At 72.2% G+C, this 18297-nt stretch carries 12 protein-coding genes, 1 tRNA gene and 1 pseudogene; 10 read left to right on the forward strand and 4 right to left on the reverse strand.

What is annotated here, in order from left to right; all coding sequences use genetic code 11:
• Window positions 1–200 precede the first annotated feature (200 nt).
• Window positions 201–2834, reverse strand: coding sequence for a penicillin acylase family protein (locus P4R38_RS04995; protein ID WP_277191292.1), 2634 nt, complete (start codon window positions 2832–2834; stop codon window positions 201–203).
• A gap of 47 nt (window positions 2835–2881) precedes the next feature.
• On the opposite strand from P4R38_RS04995, the gene P4R38_RS05000 reads away from it, so the two are divergent.
• The 5 genes from P4R38_RS05000 to P4R38_RS05020 all read left to right on the forward strand — a co-directional run bounded on the left by P4R38_RS05000 (window position 2882) and on the right by P4R38_RS05020 (window position 7089).
• Window positions 2882–4432 carry a potassium/proton antiporter gene (locus tag P4R38_RS05000; RefSeq protein ID WP_346770738.1) on the forward strand — a complete coding sequence of 517 codons (1551 nt, stop codon included), beginning with the start codon at window positions 2882–2884 and terminating at the stop codon, window positions 4430–4432.
• Between the two features lie 135 nt (window positions 4433–4567).
• A complete protein-coding gene (locus P4R38_RS05005) occupies window positions 4568–4918 on the forward strand; it encodes an FmdB family zinc ribbon protein (protein WP_277191293.1) in 351 nt (116 codons plus the stop codon).
• A gap of 95 nt (window positions 4919–5013) precedes the next feature.
• Window positions 5014–5847: an S-methyl-5'-thioadenosine phosphorylase gene (locus P4R38_RS05010; protein ID WP_277191294.1), complete on the forward strand. Its 834-nt coding sequence runs from the start codon at window positions 5014–5016 to the stop codon at window positions 5845–5847.
• The gene (locus tag P4R38_RS05015) at window positions 5844–6563 is read left to right on the forward strand and encodes an SAF domain-containing protein (protein ID WP_277191295.1); all 720 of its coding nucleotides are present in this window, start codon (window positions 5844–5846) and stop codon (window positions 6561–6563) included. The genes P4R38_RS05010 and P4R38_RS05015 overlap by 4 nt, the downstream gene beginning before the upstream one ends.
• Window positions 6564–6729: 166 nt before the next feature.
• Window positions 6730–7089 carry an MscL family protein gene (locus P4R38_RS05020; protein ID WP_275236675.1) on the forward strand — a complete coding sequence of 120 codons (360 nt, stop codon included), beginning with the start codon at window positions 6730–6732 and terminating at the stop codon, window positions 7087–7089.
• Window positions 7090–7663: 574 nt separating this feature from the next.
• Here P4R38_RS05020 and P4R38_RS05025 read toward each other — a convergent pair.
• Window positions 7664–11908: an AAA domain-containing protein gene (locus P4R38_RS05025; RefSeq protein ID WP_277191296.1), complete on the reverse strand. Its 4245-nt coding sequence runs from the start codon at window positions 11906–11908 to the stop codon at window positions 7664–7666.
• 42 nt (window positions 11909–11950) lie between these two features.
• A complete protein-coding gene (locus P4R38_RS05030; protein WP_275236672.1) occupies window positions 11951–13603 on the reverse strand; it encodes a VWA domain-containing protein in 1653 nt (550 codons plus the stop codon).
• 74 nt (window positions 13604–13677) lie between these two features.
• Here P4R38_RS05030 and P4R38_RS05035 point away from each other — a divergent pair, with 74 nt between their 5' ends.
• From P4R38_RS05035 to P4R38_RS05050, 4 genes are all read left to right on the forward strand, one after another.
• Window positions 13678–14889: an AI-2E family transporter gene (locus tag P4R38_RS05035; protein WP_277191297.1), complete on the forward strand. Its 1212-nt coding sequence runs from the start codon at window positions 13678–13680 to the stop codon at window positions 14887–14889.
• A 108-nt stretch (window positions 14890–14997) separates the two neighbouring features.
• On the forward strand, window positions 14998–15333 hold the full coding sequence (locus P4R38_RS05040) for a TfoX/Sxy family protein (RefSeq protein WP_277191298.1): 336 nt from the start codon (window positions 14998–15000) through the stop codon (window positions 15331–15333).
• A 48-nt stretch (window positions 15334–15381) separates the two neighbouring features.
• Window positions 15382–15454, forward strand: a tRNA-Arg gene (locus tag P4R38_RS05045).
• Between the two features lie 71 nt (window positions 15455–15525).
• Window positions 15526–16770 carry a D-alanyl-D-alanine carboxypeptidase family protein gene (locus tag P4R38_RS05050; RefSeq protein ID WP_277191299.1) on the forward strand — a complete coding sequence of 415 codons (1245 nt, stop codon included), beginning with the start codon at window positions 15526–15528 and terminating at the stop codon, window positions 16768–16770.
• A gap of 5 nt (window positions 16771–16775) precedes the next feature.
• Here the strand turns inward: P4R38_RS05050 and P4R38_RS05055 are convergent, their stop codons facing one another.
• Window positions 16776–17960 (reverse strand): S1C family serine protease, encoded by a 1185-nt coding sequence (locus P4R38_RS05055; RefSeq protein WP_277191300.1) that lies wholly within the window; start codon window positions 17958–17960, stop codon window positions 16776–16778.
• Between the two features lie 77 nt (window positions 17961–18037).
• Between P4R38_RS05055 and P4R38_RS20085 the strand changes: the two are divergent.
• Window positions 18038–18208 (forward strand): annotated as a pseudogene (locus P4R38_RS20085) (CPCC family cysteine-rich protein); the annotation flags it as partial.
• Window positions 18209–18297 lie beyond the last annotated feature (89 nt).

The following is an 18297-nucleotide window of genomic DNA, read 5'->3' on the forward strand; positions in this document are numbered from 1 at the left end:
CGCCCTCCGCTGGTTGAGCCGGGCGAGCCGCTGGGCGAGCGCGTGTCGAAACCTGGTGCCGTACAGGGAGAGTCTCCCTGTGCGTCACGGGGTTTCGACACGGTCCTCGGCTAGCGCCTCGGACCGGCTCAACCGGCGCGGAGTGGACCAACGCGTTGAGACACGGACAGAGACCACCCGGGGTGGTGCTCCGGAATCGGTCAGCCGGAGGTGAAGGTCAGGGTGTGCTTGCCGGATCGCTTCACGGCTTCGGGAGAGCTGGGCCACGCGAACGTCCGGCCGCTGCGCCACGCGGCCGACTGGTCGTTGTAGTGGCCGTCGAACGGGTGGCCGGACTGGCCGCCCAGCAGCACCCAGCGGGAACGGTCGAGGTCGGCCAGGTCGACGACCATCCGCATCGACGGACCGGCGCCCACCTCGAACCCCTTGCTCGCATCCCACGCGTTGGCGTTCACGACGGCCTGGCCGCCGTCGAGGCCCCATGGGCCCTCGTTGACGGCGGCGTGCACGATGCCCGGGACGCCGTCGCCGCCCAGGACGACGTGCTTCAGCTCCAGGCGGTGCACCTGGCCCCAGGTCCACTCGCCGGGGTCCTTGCCCATCTCGCGGGTCAAGTCGAGGCGGGCCTCCTGCAGGGCCCGCCGCAGGATCTCGTCCCGCCGCTCGGTGACCGCGGGCGTACGAACGTCGTCCCACCAGGGGTCGGTCGGGCGTTGCAGCAGGTCCTCGACGACGGCCTGGTCGCGGGCGCTGCCCGTCGGGGCGAGGTCCTTCGGCAGCTCCTCGAAGGTCAGGTCGAGCGCGCGCCGCCAGACGGCGTTGTAGTACGCGGCCGCCGCGGACTGAGGGCCGGACGCGGGCGTCGTGTAGTCCCACCCGCGCAGCAGCTGCTGGCCGTCGCCGGTGAAGTCGTCACCGCCGAGGTCGATGCGCAGCAGGAGCGGGACGAGCGACCGCGCGAAGGGGTTGGTGCTGTCCATCTGGATGCGGGTCATGTCGTCGACGGAGATCTTGCGACCACCTGCGGTCGCCTGCTGCAGCCGGTGCAGGATCTGCGAGCTGCGGTAGCCCGGCGCCCACTCCGTCGTGAGGTACGGGGAGGTCGCCGTCGTCACGGCGTTGTTGGCCGTGACGATCATCCCCTCGGGCGGGTTCAGCCGGCTGGGCAGCCGGTCGTACGGCACGTACCCCTGCCAGTCGAACTCCGAGCGCCAGCCCGGCGCCGGCCAGAACCCCGGGGGCGATCCCGCGACCGACGAGCGCCGGATCGGCACCACGCCAGGCGCCTGGTACCCGATGTTGCCCTCGGTGTCGGCGAACACCATGTTCTGCGACGGCGCCGCGAAGTCCTTTGCTGCCGAACGGAACTCGGCCCAGCTGTGCGCACGGCCCATGCCGAACAACGCGTCCGCCGTGCGCCCGGGCGACAGCGCGGTCCACGCGAGCGCGACGTCGTACCGGCTCGGATCGGTACCGGGCACGTGCCCCTTCTGGCCGGCCACGCGGACGTCGTCGTCGGCGTCCGACAGCAACGGCCCGTGAACGGTCTCGCGGACGGTGATGTCGACCGGCGAGCCACCGGCGACGGCGATGCGCTCGCGGCGGACCTTCAACGGCACCCGGATCCCGTCGCGCTCGTACGACGCGCCGGTCACCTTCTCCAGGTAGAGGTCGGTGACGTCGGGGTTGAGATTGGTGAAACCCCAGGCGATCCGGCTGTTGTGGCCGATGACGACCCCGGGCAGGCCGGGCATCGTGAACCCGCTGACGTCGTACTGGCAGGCGGCGGAGAGCGTGCGGCAGTGCAGCCCCGTCTGGTACCAGATGCTCGGCAGGGCGAGGCCGAGGTGCGGGTCGTTGGCGAGCATCGGCTTCCCGGTCGTGGTGAAGCGGCCGGACACCACCCAGGAGTTCGAGCCGAGGCCCTCGCCGCGCCCCGCGATCACGGGCACGGAGTCCAGCGTCCGGGCCGCGGCGGTGAGCGCACCGACCTGCCCGGTGTCGTACGAGGCGGGCACCGCAGCCGGCACGGCGGTGAGCGCTGCGACCGGCGGCCGCGGCGTCGTGGTCGAACCGGTCGTGGTCGCCCGCGGCTGGGTCGTGGTCGCCTGGGCCGCCGGTGACCAGTCGGCCGCGGACAGGATCGGCGGCCGGCGCGTGGCGTCGTACGCCGGGAAGAGGCTTGTCACCTGCTGCGGGGTGAGCACCGCGGAGAGCCGGGCCCGGAGCAGCTCGGTGTCGTAGTTGCCCTTGAGGTCCCACGCGAGCGCCTTGAGGTAGACCAGCGAGTCGACCGGCGTCCACGGCTCGATGGCCTTGCCGGGCACGCTGAGCCCGAGCACGACGTACTCCATGGAGACCCGCGACGGCGTCCCACGGCGCTCGAGGTAGGAGTTCACGCCGTCGGTGTACGCCCGCAGATAGCGCTGGGTGTCCGGCTGCAGCAGGCCGAGCTCCTGCTGCGCGACCCGGCGCCAGCCGAGCGTGCGGGTCACCTTGTCGGAGTCGACGCCCGGCTCGCCCACCAGAGCGGCCAGGCGACCGCTCGCGGCCCGCCGTACGACGTCCATCTGGAAGAAGCGGTCCTGCGCGGTCACGAACCCCTGCGCGCGGAACAGATCCTCGCTGGTGTCGGCGTAGATCTGCGGGACGCCCTGGCCGTCGCGGACGACCTCGACGGGGCCGGACAGGTCGCGCAGGTGGATGGTGCCGTCCAGCTGCGGGAAGGACCGGCGGACCAGGCCGACACCGAGCACCCCGACGATGACGAGCGCGACGACGAGCACGGTCGAGACGGCGAGCAGGACGCGACGCACCACCGGACGGCTGAGCACGCCTGCGAGACTAGGGCACCGACCCCGCCTGGAAGGGAGCTCCGCCGTTGCCTGCCCTGCTCCCCTCCGCGGCCACCGCGATGCTCACCGACCGGCTCACCGGCTGGCTGCTCATCGGCGCGGTGGTGCTGCTGGTCTCCATCGCGGCCGTGCGGCTGGCCAACCGCTGGGGTGTGCCGGCCCTGCTGCTCTACCTCGCGATCGGGATGGGGCTGGGCGAGTCCGGGCTCGGGGTCGAGTTCGACGACCGGGCGCTGGCCCAGGTCCTCGGGTACAGCGCGCTCGTCCTCATCCTGGCCGAGGGCGGTCTGTCGACGTCCTGGTCGGCGATCCGGCCCGTCATCGGCCCGGCCGCGCTGCTGTCGACGATCGGTGTCGTGGTGTCGGTCGGGGTGCTCGCCGCCGCGGTCCACCTGCTGCTGGGGCTGTCGTGGAACGTCTCCCTGCTGCTCGGCGCGATCCTCAGCTCCACCGACGCGGCCGCGGTGTTCTCGGTGCTGCGGGTGGTTCCGCTCCCCCGCCGGCTGACCGGTCTGCTGGAGGCCGAGTCGGGGTTCAACGACGCGCCGGTCGTGCTGCTCGTCGTCGCGCTCGCCGAGAAGGCCGCCCCGCACGGCGCCGACCACCCGTGGTGGTTCCTGGCGTTGGAGGCGGCGGGCGAGCTCGTCGGCGGTGCGCTCATCGGGCTCGTCCTGGGGTACCTGCTCGGCCGGCTGCTGCGCTGGGCCGCACCCGGCTCCTCCGGCCTGTTCTCCATCGCGGTCATCTCGGTGACGGTGCTCGCGTACGCCGCCGCGGACGCCGCCCACACCAGCGGCTTCATCGCCACGTACGTCTGCGCGCTCCTGCTCGGGAACCTCCACCTGCCGCACCGCCCCGCCGTCCGCGGGTTCTCGCAGGCGGTCGGGTGGCTGGCGCAGATCGGGCTGTTCGTGATGCTGGGCCTGCTCGCCTCGCCGTCACGCCTCGGCGAGCAGGTGGACGACGCCCTCGTCGTCGGGCTCGTGCTGCTGGTGCTCGCGCGGCCGCTGTCGGTGCTGGCCACGGTGTCCTGGTTCCGGGTGCCGCTGCGCGAGCAGGCGTTCCTGTCCTGGGCGGGGCTGCGCGGCGCCGTGCCGGTCGTGCTCGCCACGGTGCCGTTCACCCTCGGCACCCCGCACACGGAGTGGATCTTCGACCTCGTCTTCGTGCTCGTGGTCGTCTTCACCCTGGTGCAGGCGCCGACCCTGCCCTGGATCACCCGCCGGCTGGGCATCGTCGACCCCGCGCACACCGTGGACGTCGACATCGAGGCGACGCCGCTGGAGCAGCTGGGCGCCGAGGTCGTGCAGGTCACCATCGGCGAGACGTCGCGGCTGCACGGGGTGGAGATCTTCGAGCTGCGGCTGCCGGTGGGCGCCAACGTCACCCTCGTCGTCCGGGACGGCGAGGGCTTCGTGCCGACGTCGAGCACGACCCTGCGTCGTGGCGACTCCCTGCTGATCGTCGCGACCGAGTCGGTGCGCCGGAAGACCATCCGCCGCATCCGCGACGTCTCCCGCGAGGGTCGGCTCGCCGGCTGGCGCGCCGCCCGCCGCGACGACACGGCGCCGGCCTGAGCGCGCCCGTCCCGACCGCCCGTGGCCGCGGCGCCCATCGGACGGTCCGGAGCAGGCCTCCGGTCGGCGTACACTTGGCAGTCGAGCACGTCGAGTGCCAACCCGTTCACTTGATCACGCAGAGGTTCGACGCCCATGCCTACGTACCCGTATGCCTGCACGCAGTGCGGCCACCAGTTCGAGGTCTTCCAGTCCTTCAGCGACGACGCGCTGACCGAGTGCCCCGAGTGCACCGGCGCCCTGCGCAAGGTCTGGGGCTCGGTCGGCGTCGTGTTCAAGGGCTCCGGCTTCTACCGCAACGACAGCCGTAGCGACAGCAAGGGCTCCTCGTCCAAGAGCAGCACCGGCTCGTCCTCGACCGGCTCCTCGACCTCGAGCTCGGACTCCAGCAGCTCCTCGTCGTCCCCGTCGTCGTCCTCGTCGAGCGCGGGCTCGTCCTCGAGCAGCAGCTCCTCCTCGACGGGGACGTCCTCCGGCGCGGCCTGAGCGCCGCGTCCACATCCCCGCACGACCCGAGCCGCTCGTCCCCAGGGCGGCCTGAGCGCGGTCGCGAGCCGGCGCCGGCTGGCTAGCCTGCCGGCATGACCCAGACACCCCGCGCCGACATCGGCGTGATCGGCGGATCCGGCTTCTACTCCTTCCTCGACGGCGTGGAGCGCGTCCCCGTCGAGACACCGTTCGGCGAGCCGAGCGACGACGTCGCGATCGGCGAGCTGGACGGGCGGCGCGTCGCCTTCATCGCCCGCCACGGCCAGGGCCACCGCTTCCCGCCGCACCGGGTCAACTACCGGGCCAACCTCTGGGCGCTGCGCTCCGTCGGTGTCCGCCAGGTGCTCGCGCCGTGCGCGGTCGGGTCGCTACGCCCCGAGCACGGCCCCGGCACCGTCGTCGTGCCCGATCAGGTGATCGACCGCACCTGGGGCCGCGAGCACACCGTGTACGACGCGGTCGGCCCGGTCGTGCACGTCGCGTTCGCCGACCCGTACTGTTCGCGCGGGCGTACGGCGGTCCTCGGCGCGGCGTCCTCCGAGGCGAGCGCCGCGGCCGTCGACGGCGGAGTCCTGGTGGTCATCAACGGGCCGCGCTTCTCCAGCCGGGCCGAGTCCCGCTGGCACCAGGCCGCCGGCGGCACGGTCGTCGGGATGACAGGCATGCCGGAGGCCTCGATCGCCCGGGAGCTTGCGATGTGCCTGACCTCGATCTGCCTGGTCACCGACCACGACGCCGGCGTCGAGGTCGGTGGGCACGTGACCCACGAGGAGGTGCTGCGGGTGTTCGGCGAGAACGTCGAACGGCTCAAGGTGCTGCTGCGAAAGGCCATCGCCGCGCTGCCGGACGCCGAGCCCGACGAGACGGCCACCTGCTCCTGCCGCCGCGCTCTCGACGGCCTCGACCTGCCGATCGACCTGCCGTGACGGCGCGTCGCGGCAGGTGGTCCGTCCGGTTCGAGCCGCTGCTGCCGGCCGGCTGGCGCGGGCACAGCCGCGAGGCCGCGTGGCGGCGCTCGCGGGCCAGACGGGTCGGTGCCGGGGTGCTCGCCGCCACCGCCGCCGTCGGCGTGGTGGGCGCCGTCCGACCGCCGGCCGAGCCGACGCACGCGGTGGTGGTGGCGGCCCGTGACGTGCCCGCCGGCGCTCGGCTCACGTCGGCCGACCTACGGACCGTACGGTGGCCCAGCAGCGCTCGGATGCCCGCTGCCGTCCCCGCTCGAGAGCTGGTCGGCCAGGCGCTGGTGACCCCCGTGCGTGCGGGCGAACCGGTCACCGCGACCCGGCTCCGCAGCGTCGCCACCCTGCCGAGGCTTGCCGACGGTCAGGTGGTGGTGAGCGTGTCCCAGAGCGACCCCACTCTCGCCCGCACCGTCCGGGTCGGCGACGCCGTCGACGCGTGGGCCGCCGAGGGCGGCCAGCAGATCGGGCTCCGGCTGAAGGTCGTGGGGGTCGTCGGGGCCGGCGCGCGCAGCGGCGAGAGCGTCGGATCGGGATGGGGTGCCGGGCGTGCCGATGACGACCAGCCGCCGGCGCTGCTGTTGGCGGTGCGCCGGGACGTCGCCGGTCGGCTGGCCCGCGCCCAGGCCGGTAGCCAGTCGCCCGGAACGGCAGTTCTCCTGGCCATCAGCCCGGTCACCTGAGCAACACGCGTCACTCCAGAAACGCACCGCAAATTCGGCTGGTCCATCAGGAGAATACGGAAAGTCCTTTATCACGCGTCCGATAATTCGTTGACGCGGGTCGTTCTCGCGGGCCCTGCGCTCGGCTACCTTGAGGAAAACCGACCCCTCCAGCAAAGGACGAACCATGAAGGGCTTCAAGAATTTCGTGATGCAGGGCAATCTGGTCGAGATCGCGGTGGGCCTGATCATCGCACTCGCGTTCAAGAGTGTCATCGACGCCCTGGTGAAGGTCATCATGCAGCTGGTCGGCAAGATCGGCGGGTCGCCCGACTTCTCCAACTGGAAGCCGGCCGATCTGAGCATCGGAGCCTTTCTGACCGCACTCATCTCCTTCCTGATCGTGGCGGCAGTCGTCTACTTCCTGGTCGTCAAGCCCTACGAGGCAGCGAAGAAGAGGCTCCAGCGCAATCCCGACCCGGAGGTCGAGCCGACCGAGGTCGAGCTGCTGGCCCAGATCCGCGACGCCCTGGTGACACGCCGCTGACCGCATGACCGACGCTTGCGGCGCGCGAGCGTGACGAACGGGGCGGGATCCCATCACGGATCTCGCCCCGTTCTCGTGCATTCCACCGGCACATCCCGACGGCCACCACCATCACCACGAACCCACCCCGGCAAAAGGTGGCGCCCGGCACAGCCATACCTGCGACATCGACCAACTTCTGCCGACGGGCCCGGCACCCCCGCGTCTGTCCGCCGAGCGGCCCGCCTCCCCACTTCCCCACCACCGGCAAAAGTTGGTCGCCGGCACAGGTATGGGTGTGCCGGCGACCAACTTCTGCCGAAGGGGACGGGGCGGGTCTGGATCGCTCGGCCCTGGTCGCACACCGGGCGAGTCCTACTCCCAGTGCGGCGGGCGCTGCTCCTGCCACCACCGGTCGGCGGGTGTGGCCCCGCCAGGCTCGCGCGGGTCGACATCGTCCCTCGTCTGGTCGAGCGTGCCGCCGACCTGGGCCACACCGCCGGTCGCCGGCCGGGACGCGCGCCTGGACCGCCGCGGGTTCCCGCGTGCGCGGTCGGCGCTACGCCGCTCGCCACGCTCCTCGGAACGACCGCCCTCAGGCACCGCGCACCTTCTGATCGAGGTCCGGGTCCTCGTCCGGGCGCGACTCCATCGGCAGCGCCTCCTGGACGCCCTCGCCGACGGGCTCCTGGTCGATCGGCAGCGTGTCCTGAACCGGTCCGCCGTCGAGGTCGCCCCGGGCCGATGCCGCGGCGTGTACCTCGTCGACCGAGTGCTCCTCGGCCGCCTCCGCCTTGGCCTCAGCAGCATGCTCCTCGGCCGCACGCGCCGCGACGGACTGCCCCTGGACCGCCGTCGCGGCCGCCGCCGCTTCCTCCGCCGCCTGCCGCTTACGCAGCACCTCGGCGACGGCGTCCTCGGCCTTGCGCGCCGCGTCGTACGCGACCCGTCGTCGGCGCTCGGAGTGCTGCTGGGAGGCCATCCGGACGGTGTCGAGGATGCGGGCGACGTCCCGCGCGGGGTCGCGGAACACGTCGACCGACCAGACGCGCTCGTGCGCCCAACCGAGCCGGCGCAGCTGCTCGATCCGCAGCCGGTCGCGCTCGCGAACGCCCGCCGTGTCGGCATACACGGGGCCGTCGGTCTCGACGACCACGAGCATCTCGCCGGAGCGCATCGGGTCCTCGATGGCCAGGTCGAGCGGGTGGGCCGAGATGCCGTACCCGGTGTGGACGACGAGTCCCTTGTCGCGCAGCCGGCGCGCGAGGTCGAGGACGACCGGGGTGATCGGTCGCTGGGGCGGGCCCGGGACGAGCGGGCGCTCCAGCACGCTGCCGGTCGAGGCGGTGAGCCGCCGCCGGCCGCCGACGATCGTGGGCTTGCGAGCGCCGTGATCGTGGTGGGTCGCGCCACCGTCCGTCGCCTCCACCTCGCCGGCCGGTTGCGTGGCGTCAGCGGCCGCCTCGTCGTCTGCGACCTGGGCCCGCCGAGCCGACCCACCGGAGGCGGCGTACAGCAGGAAGTCCCGCAGCATCTGCGCGCCGCGCGCCCGTAGCCGTGGCACCTGCAGCTCCTCCCCCGAGAAGGAGGAGACGACCGTCATCCGGCGCCGCGCGCGGGTGATCGCGACGTTGAGGCGGCGCTCGCCACCCTCGCGGTTCAGCGGGCCGAACCGGTGCGGCACCTGCCCGTCGCTGCGCCGGCCGTACCCGATGGACAGCACGACGACGTCCCGCTCGTCACCCTGTACGCGGTCCAGCGGCTTGATGAAGAACGGCTCGTCGGAGCGGTCGGTGAAGAACCCGCGAACCTCCGGCGCCCCGGCGAGCGCGCGCCGCAGGGCGTCCTCGACCCGCTGGGCGTGGGTGAGCCCGAGGGTGATGACGCCCAGCGACTCCCCCGGCCGGCGGCGGGCGTGGTCGAGCACCACCTCGACGACCCGGTCGACCTCGGCGACGGACGTCTCGCCGTCGCCGCGTCCGCTCACGACGTCCAGGCGTACGGCACCCTCGGTCTCGGTGCCGGGGAACGTCACCAGGCCGCCGCGGTAGATCTGGGCGTTCGAGAAGGCGATCAGCCGCTCGTCGTGGGAGCGGTAGTGCCAGGTGAGCTCCTGCGTCGGCAGCATGGTCGAGAGGACGTCGAGCACCGACTGCACACCCTCGACCTGGAGGTCCTCGGGCGTGGTGTCCTCGTCGGGGGCGTCCGTGATGAAGAACGACGTCGGCGGCAGCTGACGCGGATCACCAGCAACGACAACCTGATTCGCGCGCGAGATGGCCGAGATCGCCTGAGCGGGCGGCACCTGTGACGCCTCGTCGAAGATCACCACGTCGAACCACATGCCCGGGGGTACGACCGACGCGACCACCAGCGGCGACATCGCCCAGCACGGTCGTACGGACGTCATCAGCTCGGGCGCCTCGGTCAGCAGCTCGCGCAGGGACAGGTGCCCACGGGTCCGGTCGGCCTCGACGCGTACGGTGTCGGCCTGGTCCGGCAGGTCGGCGACGACGCGACGGACCTGGGCGTCGACCGCGCGCTGCACCCGAGCGACGCCGGAGTCGATGTGCGCCCGGTCGAGGTCGGCGTACTCCGCCTCGATCCGTCGCAGCTGGGGGCCGTCGTGGGCGCCGTAGGTGTTGTCGCGCTCGCCGATGGCCGCGAGGACCGAGCTCCACCAGATGAACGCGAACTCCTCGGGGACCCGCTCCGGGGCGAGGCCACGACGGGCGAAGTCGTCGACGACGCCACCGAGTCCGTTGGCGCGCAGGCGGTCGAGTCGGGAGACGACCTGCGGGACGACCGCCAGCCGGTCGAGCGCGTCGGCGAGCCGCAGCAGCCGGTCGTGCAGGTCGTCGAGATCGGCGCCGGTCAGGTCGTTGCCCTCGGCCGTGCCTTCCAGCCGGGTCTCCAGCCAGGTCAGCTGCTCGCGGAACCGCTCGTGCGCGCGCTGCACCTCCGGGACCTGGATCGGCGCCGCCGGACGGGAGCCCGGCCCGCTGAACGCCCGCCACTGCCGGCGCTGCTCGGCAGCCCGCACCAGCACGCCGTGCAGGTCCGAGGGCGGTGTCCCGGGACGCAGCAGCGACCGGGCCTGACCGCGCAGCCGGCGCCGGTCGAGGTGGCCGAGAGTGACGCCGTTCTCCTTGCGGTACGCCCGCGACCCGGTGGCGGCGACCAGGTCGTCGACCGGCGCCTCGAACAGCTGCGGCCGGAACGTCTCGAGGGTGGCGAACACCCGGCTCATCAGCTCGAGCTGGTCGTCGGCCTCGATCACCGTGCGCGGAGGTGTGAGGCCGACCTGGTCGGCGAGGCGGTCCAGCCTCTCGCGGTGCCGGGCGATGCCCTCGGTCGCGAGGTGGACGACCAGCGCCTTGGTCCGCTCGGTCTGGTCCTCCCCGACGACGCGCGCACCGAACCACGGGTCGGGCTCGCCCTGGGTCCACGCACCGAGGGCGACGACCTCGTCCAGCTCGCCGAGCAGCTCGTCGCGGCGACGGGCGGTGACGGCGTCGAGCTCGTGGCCGATGAGCCGGACGTGCGAGCGGGGCGGGTGCGGCAGCGACGCGAGCCGCAGGATCTCGGTCTGCGCCTGGTCGACGGTGACACCCCACGGCTGCCGCTCGTCGTGCATGCAGCGGCGGTGGTCGATCAGCCGGTCGCGCCGGTCGACCAGGCGCGGGTCGACGGCCGGTCCCGGCGAGCCGTCGTCCGCGGCCACCCGGTCGAGGGTCTCGACCAGCGAGCGGGCCAGACTCGCGCGGTGCGGCCGGCCGTCGTGCGCGTCGAGCACGAGCTCGTCCAGCCCGCGGCGCTCCAGCCGGCCGACGACGGCGTCGATCGCCGCGCGCTTCTCGGCGACGAACAGCACGCGCTGCCCGCGGGCCGCCAGGGTCGCGATCAGGTTGGAGATCGTCTGGCTCTTGCCCGTGCCGGGCGGGCCCTTCATGACCAGGTGCGACCCGGCGCAGACGGCGTCGATGACCGCGTGCTGGGAGGAGTCGGCGTCCAGCACGAGGCGCTCGTCGTCCAGCAGGCTCTCGCCGATCCTCGGTGGCGGCGTCGCGCGGACCGTGTCGATGGCGTCCAGGTCGCCGGCGAGGGCGGCGATGACGTCGTGGTCGGCGAGCCCGGCGCCCTGTGCCGTGAGGTCGGTGACCATCGGCATCTTGGCGTAGGAGAACGTTCCGAGCACCAGCGACGGCGTGATCCGGAACCCCGCGATGCCCTCCTCCTCGCACACCCGGGTGAGCGCGTCGAACGCCGGGTGAGGGTCCCAGCCGCTCGCGCCGTACGCGAGGTTGCCGAGCTTGCGGTCGTCGATGGCGAGGCTGCGCTCGGACTCCAGGTAGGACAGCAGGACGGCGTTGACCTCGATCTGGTCACCGAGGGCGACCACCAGGTCGTCGCTGTCGGCGACCACCGGCCGCAGCGTCACCCGGCGCAGGAAGACCGGCGCGCGCGGGACCCGCCGGTACGCCGTCGGGACGTCCCAGGTCGCCATGCCGACCGCCAGGAACCCGGCGGAGATGCCGCGCTCCTGGGTCAGCTCGACCGTCTTGGCCCGGATCGCCCAGGCCCGGCGTGCCGCGTCACGGTAGGCGTTCGGCTCCCGGACCAGCTCGGAGAGGCGCACGGAGTGGCCGGCGAGCAGCTTCGCGACGCCCGCGGGGTGGGCGGTGGTGATGTCGAGCGTGCCGCCGGGCAGGTCGCGGTGCCACAGCAGCGTGTTGCGGCCGCCGAGGTCGACCAGGTGCTTGCTCCACGTGCGTACGGCCGCGGCGACCCGCGCTCGACGCGCGTCCGCCGTGGCGCCCTCGACGTGCTCCGCACTCACCTGCCCGAGGTTAACGGCGAATGACGTCCGCGCCGAGAAGGCTCACTCGCGGCGCAGGAACGCGTCGACGAACACCGAGGTGATCTGGTCGGGCGTGTTGGTGATGTAGGACAGGCCGCCGGTCGAGGTGGCGATGTCCTTGAGCGCCTGCGGGTCGGTCTTGTCACCGATACCGATGGTGATGATCTTGACCGGCTTCTTCGGGTCGTACTGACCGCGCAGCTTGCTCAGCACCTGCTGGAGGTTCAGGCCGCCGTTCGGGTCGTCGTTCGCGCCGTCGGTCATCACGACGACCGAGTTGACGTACCGCGCGTCGTAGGACTCGCTGATGCGCTGGTACGCGGCCGCGACCGTGTCGTAGAGGCCGGTGTCACCGTTGCGCTTGGCCAGGTCGGGTCCGGTGCCGAGCGCCTTGGTCAGCGCCGCCTTGTGCGCCCTGCCCTGCGGGGTGTCGTCGATGGACTCGATGGACGGGACCAGCTCCTTGTAGTCCTTGCCCTTGCCGTCAAGGTCGGTGGAGAAGGCCCAGCCGCCGATCGCGGTGGTCGGCGGGAGGACGTCCAGCGCCTGCGTGCACATCTTCACCAGCATCTCGACGCGGCTCTGGCCGGGCGAGATGTCGGTGAGCATCGAGCCCGAGACGTCCAGCACGACGAGCATGCGGGCGTCCTTGCTCAGGTTCTCCCAGGCGCGCTGGGCGCTCTGGCTCTCCGCGGCGCTCGCGCGCTTGGCGATCTTCACGCCGGCGGGCAGGCCGGTGCCGGCCGGCAGCTGGGCGCCCGGGACCCGGAAGCCGGCTGCGGTCAGCGCCTTCTTGCCCTGCGCCGACACCAGCTGCTCGTGCAGCGCGTCGAGCGCGCCCTGCGGGGCCGGGGTGCCGCGGACCGGCGTGGTCCAGGTGTACGTCAGCTCGGCGGCGCCCTCGGTGGGTACCAGCGGCGAGAGCTGCCCCTGGGGGTGCTCGTGGTTGTACGCGGCCATCTGCTGCTCGCTCGTCGGGAACAGCCGGGCGATGTCCTTGCCGGCGGACGACTTGGTCTGCAGGGTGTCCTCGGTGCTCAGCGACCGACTCAGCCGCAGGTAGGAGCGCAGCAGCTCCTGCTTGTTCTTCTGCTGGTTCGGGCCGGAGACCGACTGGTTCGCCGCGACGAACGAGGTCAGCGAGGCGGACGAGACGTTCGGGTCGACCATCGACAGCGGGTACTCCGACTGCAGGATGCTCGCCCACGACTGCGGCTTCTGCAGTCTCGCGTCGGACCGCAGGCTCTGGGGTACGGCCACCACGACGGGGCTGGTCGCGATCGTCTCGCCCGGGGTGATCCAGCCCGCGCCGAGCTTGGCGTTGATGTTGTCCGCCCAGATCGTGCTGTCCGGGATCCACACGTCGGGGACGGAGGTGTTGGACGTGATCGCCTTGGCGGCCTCACCGGAGCCCTTGGCCTGGACGTCGTACGACGCGCAGGCCGCTCCCTCGTTCTCGACCGCGTCGGCGGCAGCCACGACGGTGTTGTACATCTCCGGGGTTGTCACCACGCGAACGCTCGCGGGAGTCTTGCACCCGCCGCCCTCGGCGCCCATGAACGAGACCGCTTTACTGACGCCGAAACCGCCCGCGACAAGCACCACGGCCGCGCCGCCGGCGACGACGACACGTCGCCGGGTCGGTGGTGCTGGTTCCGCGTTGTGCTTACCCATGGCGCCGTAGGTTACCCGTGCGACAAGTTCGATGAGGAATTCGTCACACCCCGAGACACGATCGAGGAGCGCTCATGGCCCGCCGCCTGGAATCGCAGGACCAGCCCCCCGAGCCCTCCTCGCCGACCGGCGTCGACCGCGGGGACGTGATCTCGCGGGGGCTGCGCTGGACGTCGAGCTGGGCGCTGCGGACCATCGTCGTCCTGATCGCCCTCTACCTGCTGGAGCGCGCGTTGGCCCCGCTGTGGGTCGCGCTGCTGCCCCTGATCCTGGCGCTGGTCATCTCGACCGTCCTGTGGCCGGTCGCCCGCTGGCTGCGCGACCGCGGGTTCCCGCCGGCCCTCGCGGCGGCGACATCCCTCCTCGGCGCGCTGGTCGTGCTCGGCGGCGTCATCGTGGCCATCGCGACGTCCGTGGCCAACCAGTCCGAGGACCTCGCGAACCGGTCGATCGGCGGCGTCAACAAGCTGCGCGACTGGGTGCAGGGTCCCCCGCTGAACATCCGTCCCGAGCAGATCGACGACGGGGTCAAGGCGATCACCGACCGCCTCCGCGAGAGCGGCGCCCAGGTCGCCGGGGGCGTGTTCACCGGTGTCTCCGCGGCCGGCGCGGTGATCGTCACCCTCCTGCTGTCGCTCGTCCTGACCTTCTTCATGATCAAGGACGGCCCGCGCTTCCTGCCCATGCTCCGACGGGTCACCGGCGAGCGGGCCGGCGCGCACCTGACCGAGCTGCTCACCCGGATGTGGAACACGCTCAGCGGCTTCATCCGCACCCAGGCGATCGTGTCGATGGTGGACGCGGTCTTCATCGGTGCCGGTCTGCTGATCCTGCGCGTGCCCCTGGCGCTCCCGCTGACCGCGCTGACCTTCCTGGGCGGGTTCATCCCGATCGTCGGCGCGACCGTCGCCGGCGCGCTCGCCGTGCTGGTGGCGCTCGTCTCGAACGGGTTCGTGACCGCGCTGATCGTCCTCGGCATCGTGATCGCCGTGCAGCAGCTCGAGGGGCACGTCCTACAGCCGGTGCTGCAGTCGCGGTCGATGAACGTGCACCCCGCGCTCGTCCTCCTGGGTGTCACGGTCGGTTCCGCGACCCAGGGCATCATCGGCGCGTTCCTGGCGGTGCCGGTGGTCGCCGTGCTCGCGGTGGTGCTGCGCTACCTCGGTGAGCAGGTCGACCTGAGAACCGGCGCCAAGGAAGCCTCCGACGTCAGCCCCGCGACTCCCCACGGCGAGATCACCGCCAAGGCGGGCGAGGCGGCGTACCGAGAGCACTCCGCCGGCTGAGCGCGGCGCCACCTCGTCCGGGCCAACGGGTGTAGGAACGCGGCGCATACCGCGCGTTGCGACACCCGTTGAGCGGCGGCCGTCGGTGGCAGGCGGCAAAGTAGGGCCATGGCGTACGACGAGGGGCTGGCTCAGCGCATCCGCGAGCTGATCGTGGACGAGCTGGACGTGACGGAGAAGCGCATGTTCGGCGGGCTGGCGTTCCTGGTCAACGGGCACATGTCGGTGGCGGTCAGCAGCAAGGGCGGCCTGATGGCACGGGCCGACCCGGAGGACGCCGAGCGGCTCGTGCTGGACGACGGCGTCGAGCCGTTCGTGATGCGCGGCAAGGCGCTGCGCGGGTGGCTGCGTGTCGACGGGTCCCGGCTGACCGAGGACGACGAGCTGCGCGGATGGGTCGACCGCGGCCTGGACGTCGCTCGCGGACTGCCGCCGAAGGAGTGAGCCGCGATCACGTAGGCTGACCCACGGTCCGGCGCCCGGCGTCGGCCCGCCCCCGTAGCTCAGGGGATAGAGCACCGCTCTCCTAAAGCGGGTGTCGGCTGTTCGAATCAGCCCGGGGGCACAACCCGTCCGTACGATTTCCGCGGTTCTCGAAGCGCCCAGCGCCGCTCAGTGAGGTCCACACTGGATCGGGTGAGAGCCATTCGGCGCAGGCACTCGGTCCCGACCGTCCTCGCGACGGTGTCGTTCGTCGTCGCGCTGCTGGTGCCCTCGCTCGCGCCGGCTTCAGCGCAGCCACCACCCGTTGCCGACCTCGCGACCAGCCGGCCCGCTGTCGCCACGTCCGTCGTCCGGTTCGTCAACGCGGACACGGTCAACATCCGCAGCGGTCCGTCGACGTCGACGACCGTGGTCGGTCAGGCGCGGCGGGGCACGATGCTGGTCGGCACCGTCAGCGGCGGGTGGCTACGTCTGGAGCAGACGCCGTACGTCGGCCGCTACGTCTCCCTCTCCGTCCTGACCACGACGAGGCCGCCCGCGCGGAGGCTGTGGACCGGCTACGCCAACGCGCTCGTGAAGGAGACCCCCGCCAGCACCGCGCGCACCCTGGCCACCTGGCCCGCCGAGACCGCCCTGACCGGCACGCTGATCCACGGCTGGATCCAGCTCACCAGCGGCTCGCTGTCCGGGCGCTGGGTCTTCGGCGACTACCTCACGACCACCGACCCGGCGGTGCCGTTGAAGCCGGTCAGCGGCACCAGCCCCGTCGCCGCGCCCGGCACGACCGTGACCCGCTACGTCGTGGCCCCGAACATCACGCCGGCGATCCGGGCCGGCACGACGTTCACCAGCACGATCATGGCCAGGACCACGAACGGCCAGGCCTTCACCGGTACGTACGTCAACAGCTCGTGGTTCCGGATCACCAGCGGCACGTACGCCGGCCGCTACCTCTCCGCGGCGCTGCTGCAACGGTCCGCATCCCTGTCCGCCGTCGACGGTCGGCTGCCGTCGGTGCAGCTGTGCCCGCTGCCGTCGAACCTACGCACCGTGTGGGAGCCGGTGACCACGCGCTACCTGCAGTGCTCGGCCCGCGACGCGCTCCTGGTCCTCGACCGCGACTTCTACGCGAAGTTCGGGGTGCACCTGGGCATCGACGAGGGCTACCGGGATCTGGCCAAGCAGCAGTACTTCTACGACCTCTGGGGCTCCCCCATCGCCGCGCGCCCCGGCACCTCCAACCACGGCCTCGGCAACGCGATCGACCTCTACTGCCCACCGCCGCCGGGGACCTCTACCCAGTCGCCCTACTCCTGGGGCAAGCCGTACGACGTCTGGCTGAAGGCGAACGCGCTGGGGCGCGGCTGGCAGCGCCCGGCGGCGTACGACAAGCCCGGGCCCGGCTCGGAGTTCTGGCACATCAACTTCGTCGGCTGACGCGGTCAGTTCGCCGAGCTCGTGCCGAGCGTCACCGTCGCGGAGTGGCTCGATCCGGACGCGTCGCTCCACTGCACGCTGACCCGCTGGCCCGGCTGGTAGGCGTCCATCACCGAAGACAGCCGGCTCGCGTCGCTGATCGTGTGGCCGCCGACCGCGGTGATGGTGTCGCCCGCGGCCAGCCCGGCGGACGCGACGCCGCTCCCGTCGAGCACGCCCACCACCGCGGCCCCGGCCGCGCTCCCGTACGAGCCGTCACCGGTGCCGTACGGCGACCAGCCGCCGTACGCGGACCCGTCGGATGTCGTACCGCTGGACACCTCGACGCCGAGCGCCGCCCGCGCACCGATGTGGTTGGTCGCGGTGTGGGTGCCGTTCTGGATCTGCGTCGCGATGGACAGGGCGGAGGCGATCGGGATGGCGTACCCGGTGATGGGCGACCGGCTCGACGCGGCCGTGTCCATGCCGACCACCTCGCCGTCGGCGTCGGTGAGCGGGCCGCCGGAGTAGCCGGCGACGATCTGGGCGTTCGTCTGGAGCAGCCCGGTCAGCGTCTCGGAGCCGGACGACTCGTCCGAGGCGGTGATCTGCTGGCCGCTGGCGGTGATCGTGCCGCTGGTCTTGTAGAGCGTGCCCTGACCGCCACCCTGCCCGATCGCCGTGACCGCCTCACCGACGGTCGTGGTGGTGTCGAACGTTGCGGTGGCCAGGCCGCTCGCGTCCGTCAGCTTCAGCACTGCAACGTCGTGCGACTCGTCGTACCCGACCACGCTTGCGGTGTACGTCTTGCCGCCGCTCGCCGTGACGCGGATCGACGTCGAGCCCTCGACCACGTGGTAGTTGGTGAGCACGACGCCGTCGGAGCGCAGCACGATCCCGGACCCTGCGCCCTCACCGCCCGGCAGGACGGTGTCGACCATGACGACGCCGGACGCCGAGGAGACGGGCGTACCCGAGGTGGTCGTGGTCTGGCTCGACGATCCGTAGCCGTAGCCCCAGTCGGCCGGCGACCCGCTCGACCCGGCGGAGCCTGAGCCCGACGAGCCGGAGCCGGACGAGCCCGCGCTCGCGGGCGCGCTCGTCACCGTGGGCGAGGTGTCCTGCATGGCGCGGTCGATGGTGACCGCGGTGGCAGGGGCGACCGTGAGCAGCAGCGCACTGGTGGCGGCGATGGCGAGACGAGTTCTCATGACGTCCTCCTGAGGTCCAGGACCTCAGTCGACTCCCGCCAGCCTGAACCCGCCTAGGTCAGCCCTGTGGCTCTCCTGTGGGCCGGAGCGGTGACCTTCCCGGACCGCGTCAGCGACTCGACCCCATCCAGCTGCGGTGGCCTGATGTGCGCGGTGGCGCGAACAAGCCAAGCCTTCGCGAGGCGCAGCAGATCCATGCGACCGAAGGGGCCTGTGAGCGCCGGCAGCTCGGGTTCGTACGCAGCCCGGCTGCTGACGAGCCCATGGATCCCGATTGGCGACGCATCGCGGCTGGCGATGACTTCGAGGACCGTTCTGACGCGGTGCCACCCGGTGG

This window comes from Luteipulveratus flavus (genome assembly GCF_029439465.1).
Lineage (GTDB): Bacteria > Actinomycetota > Actinomycetes > Actinomycetales > Dermatophilaceae > Luteipulveratus > Luteipulveratus flavus.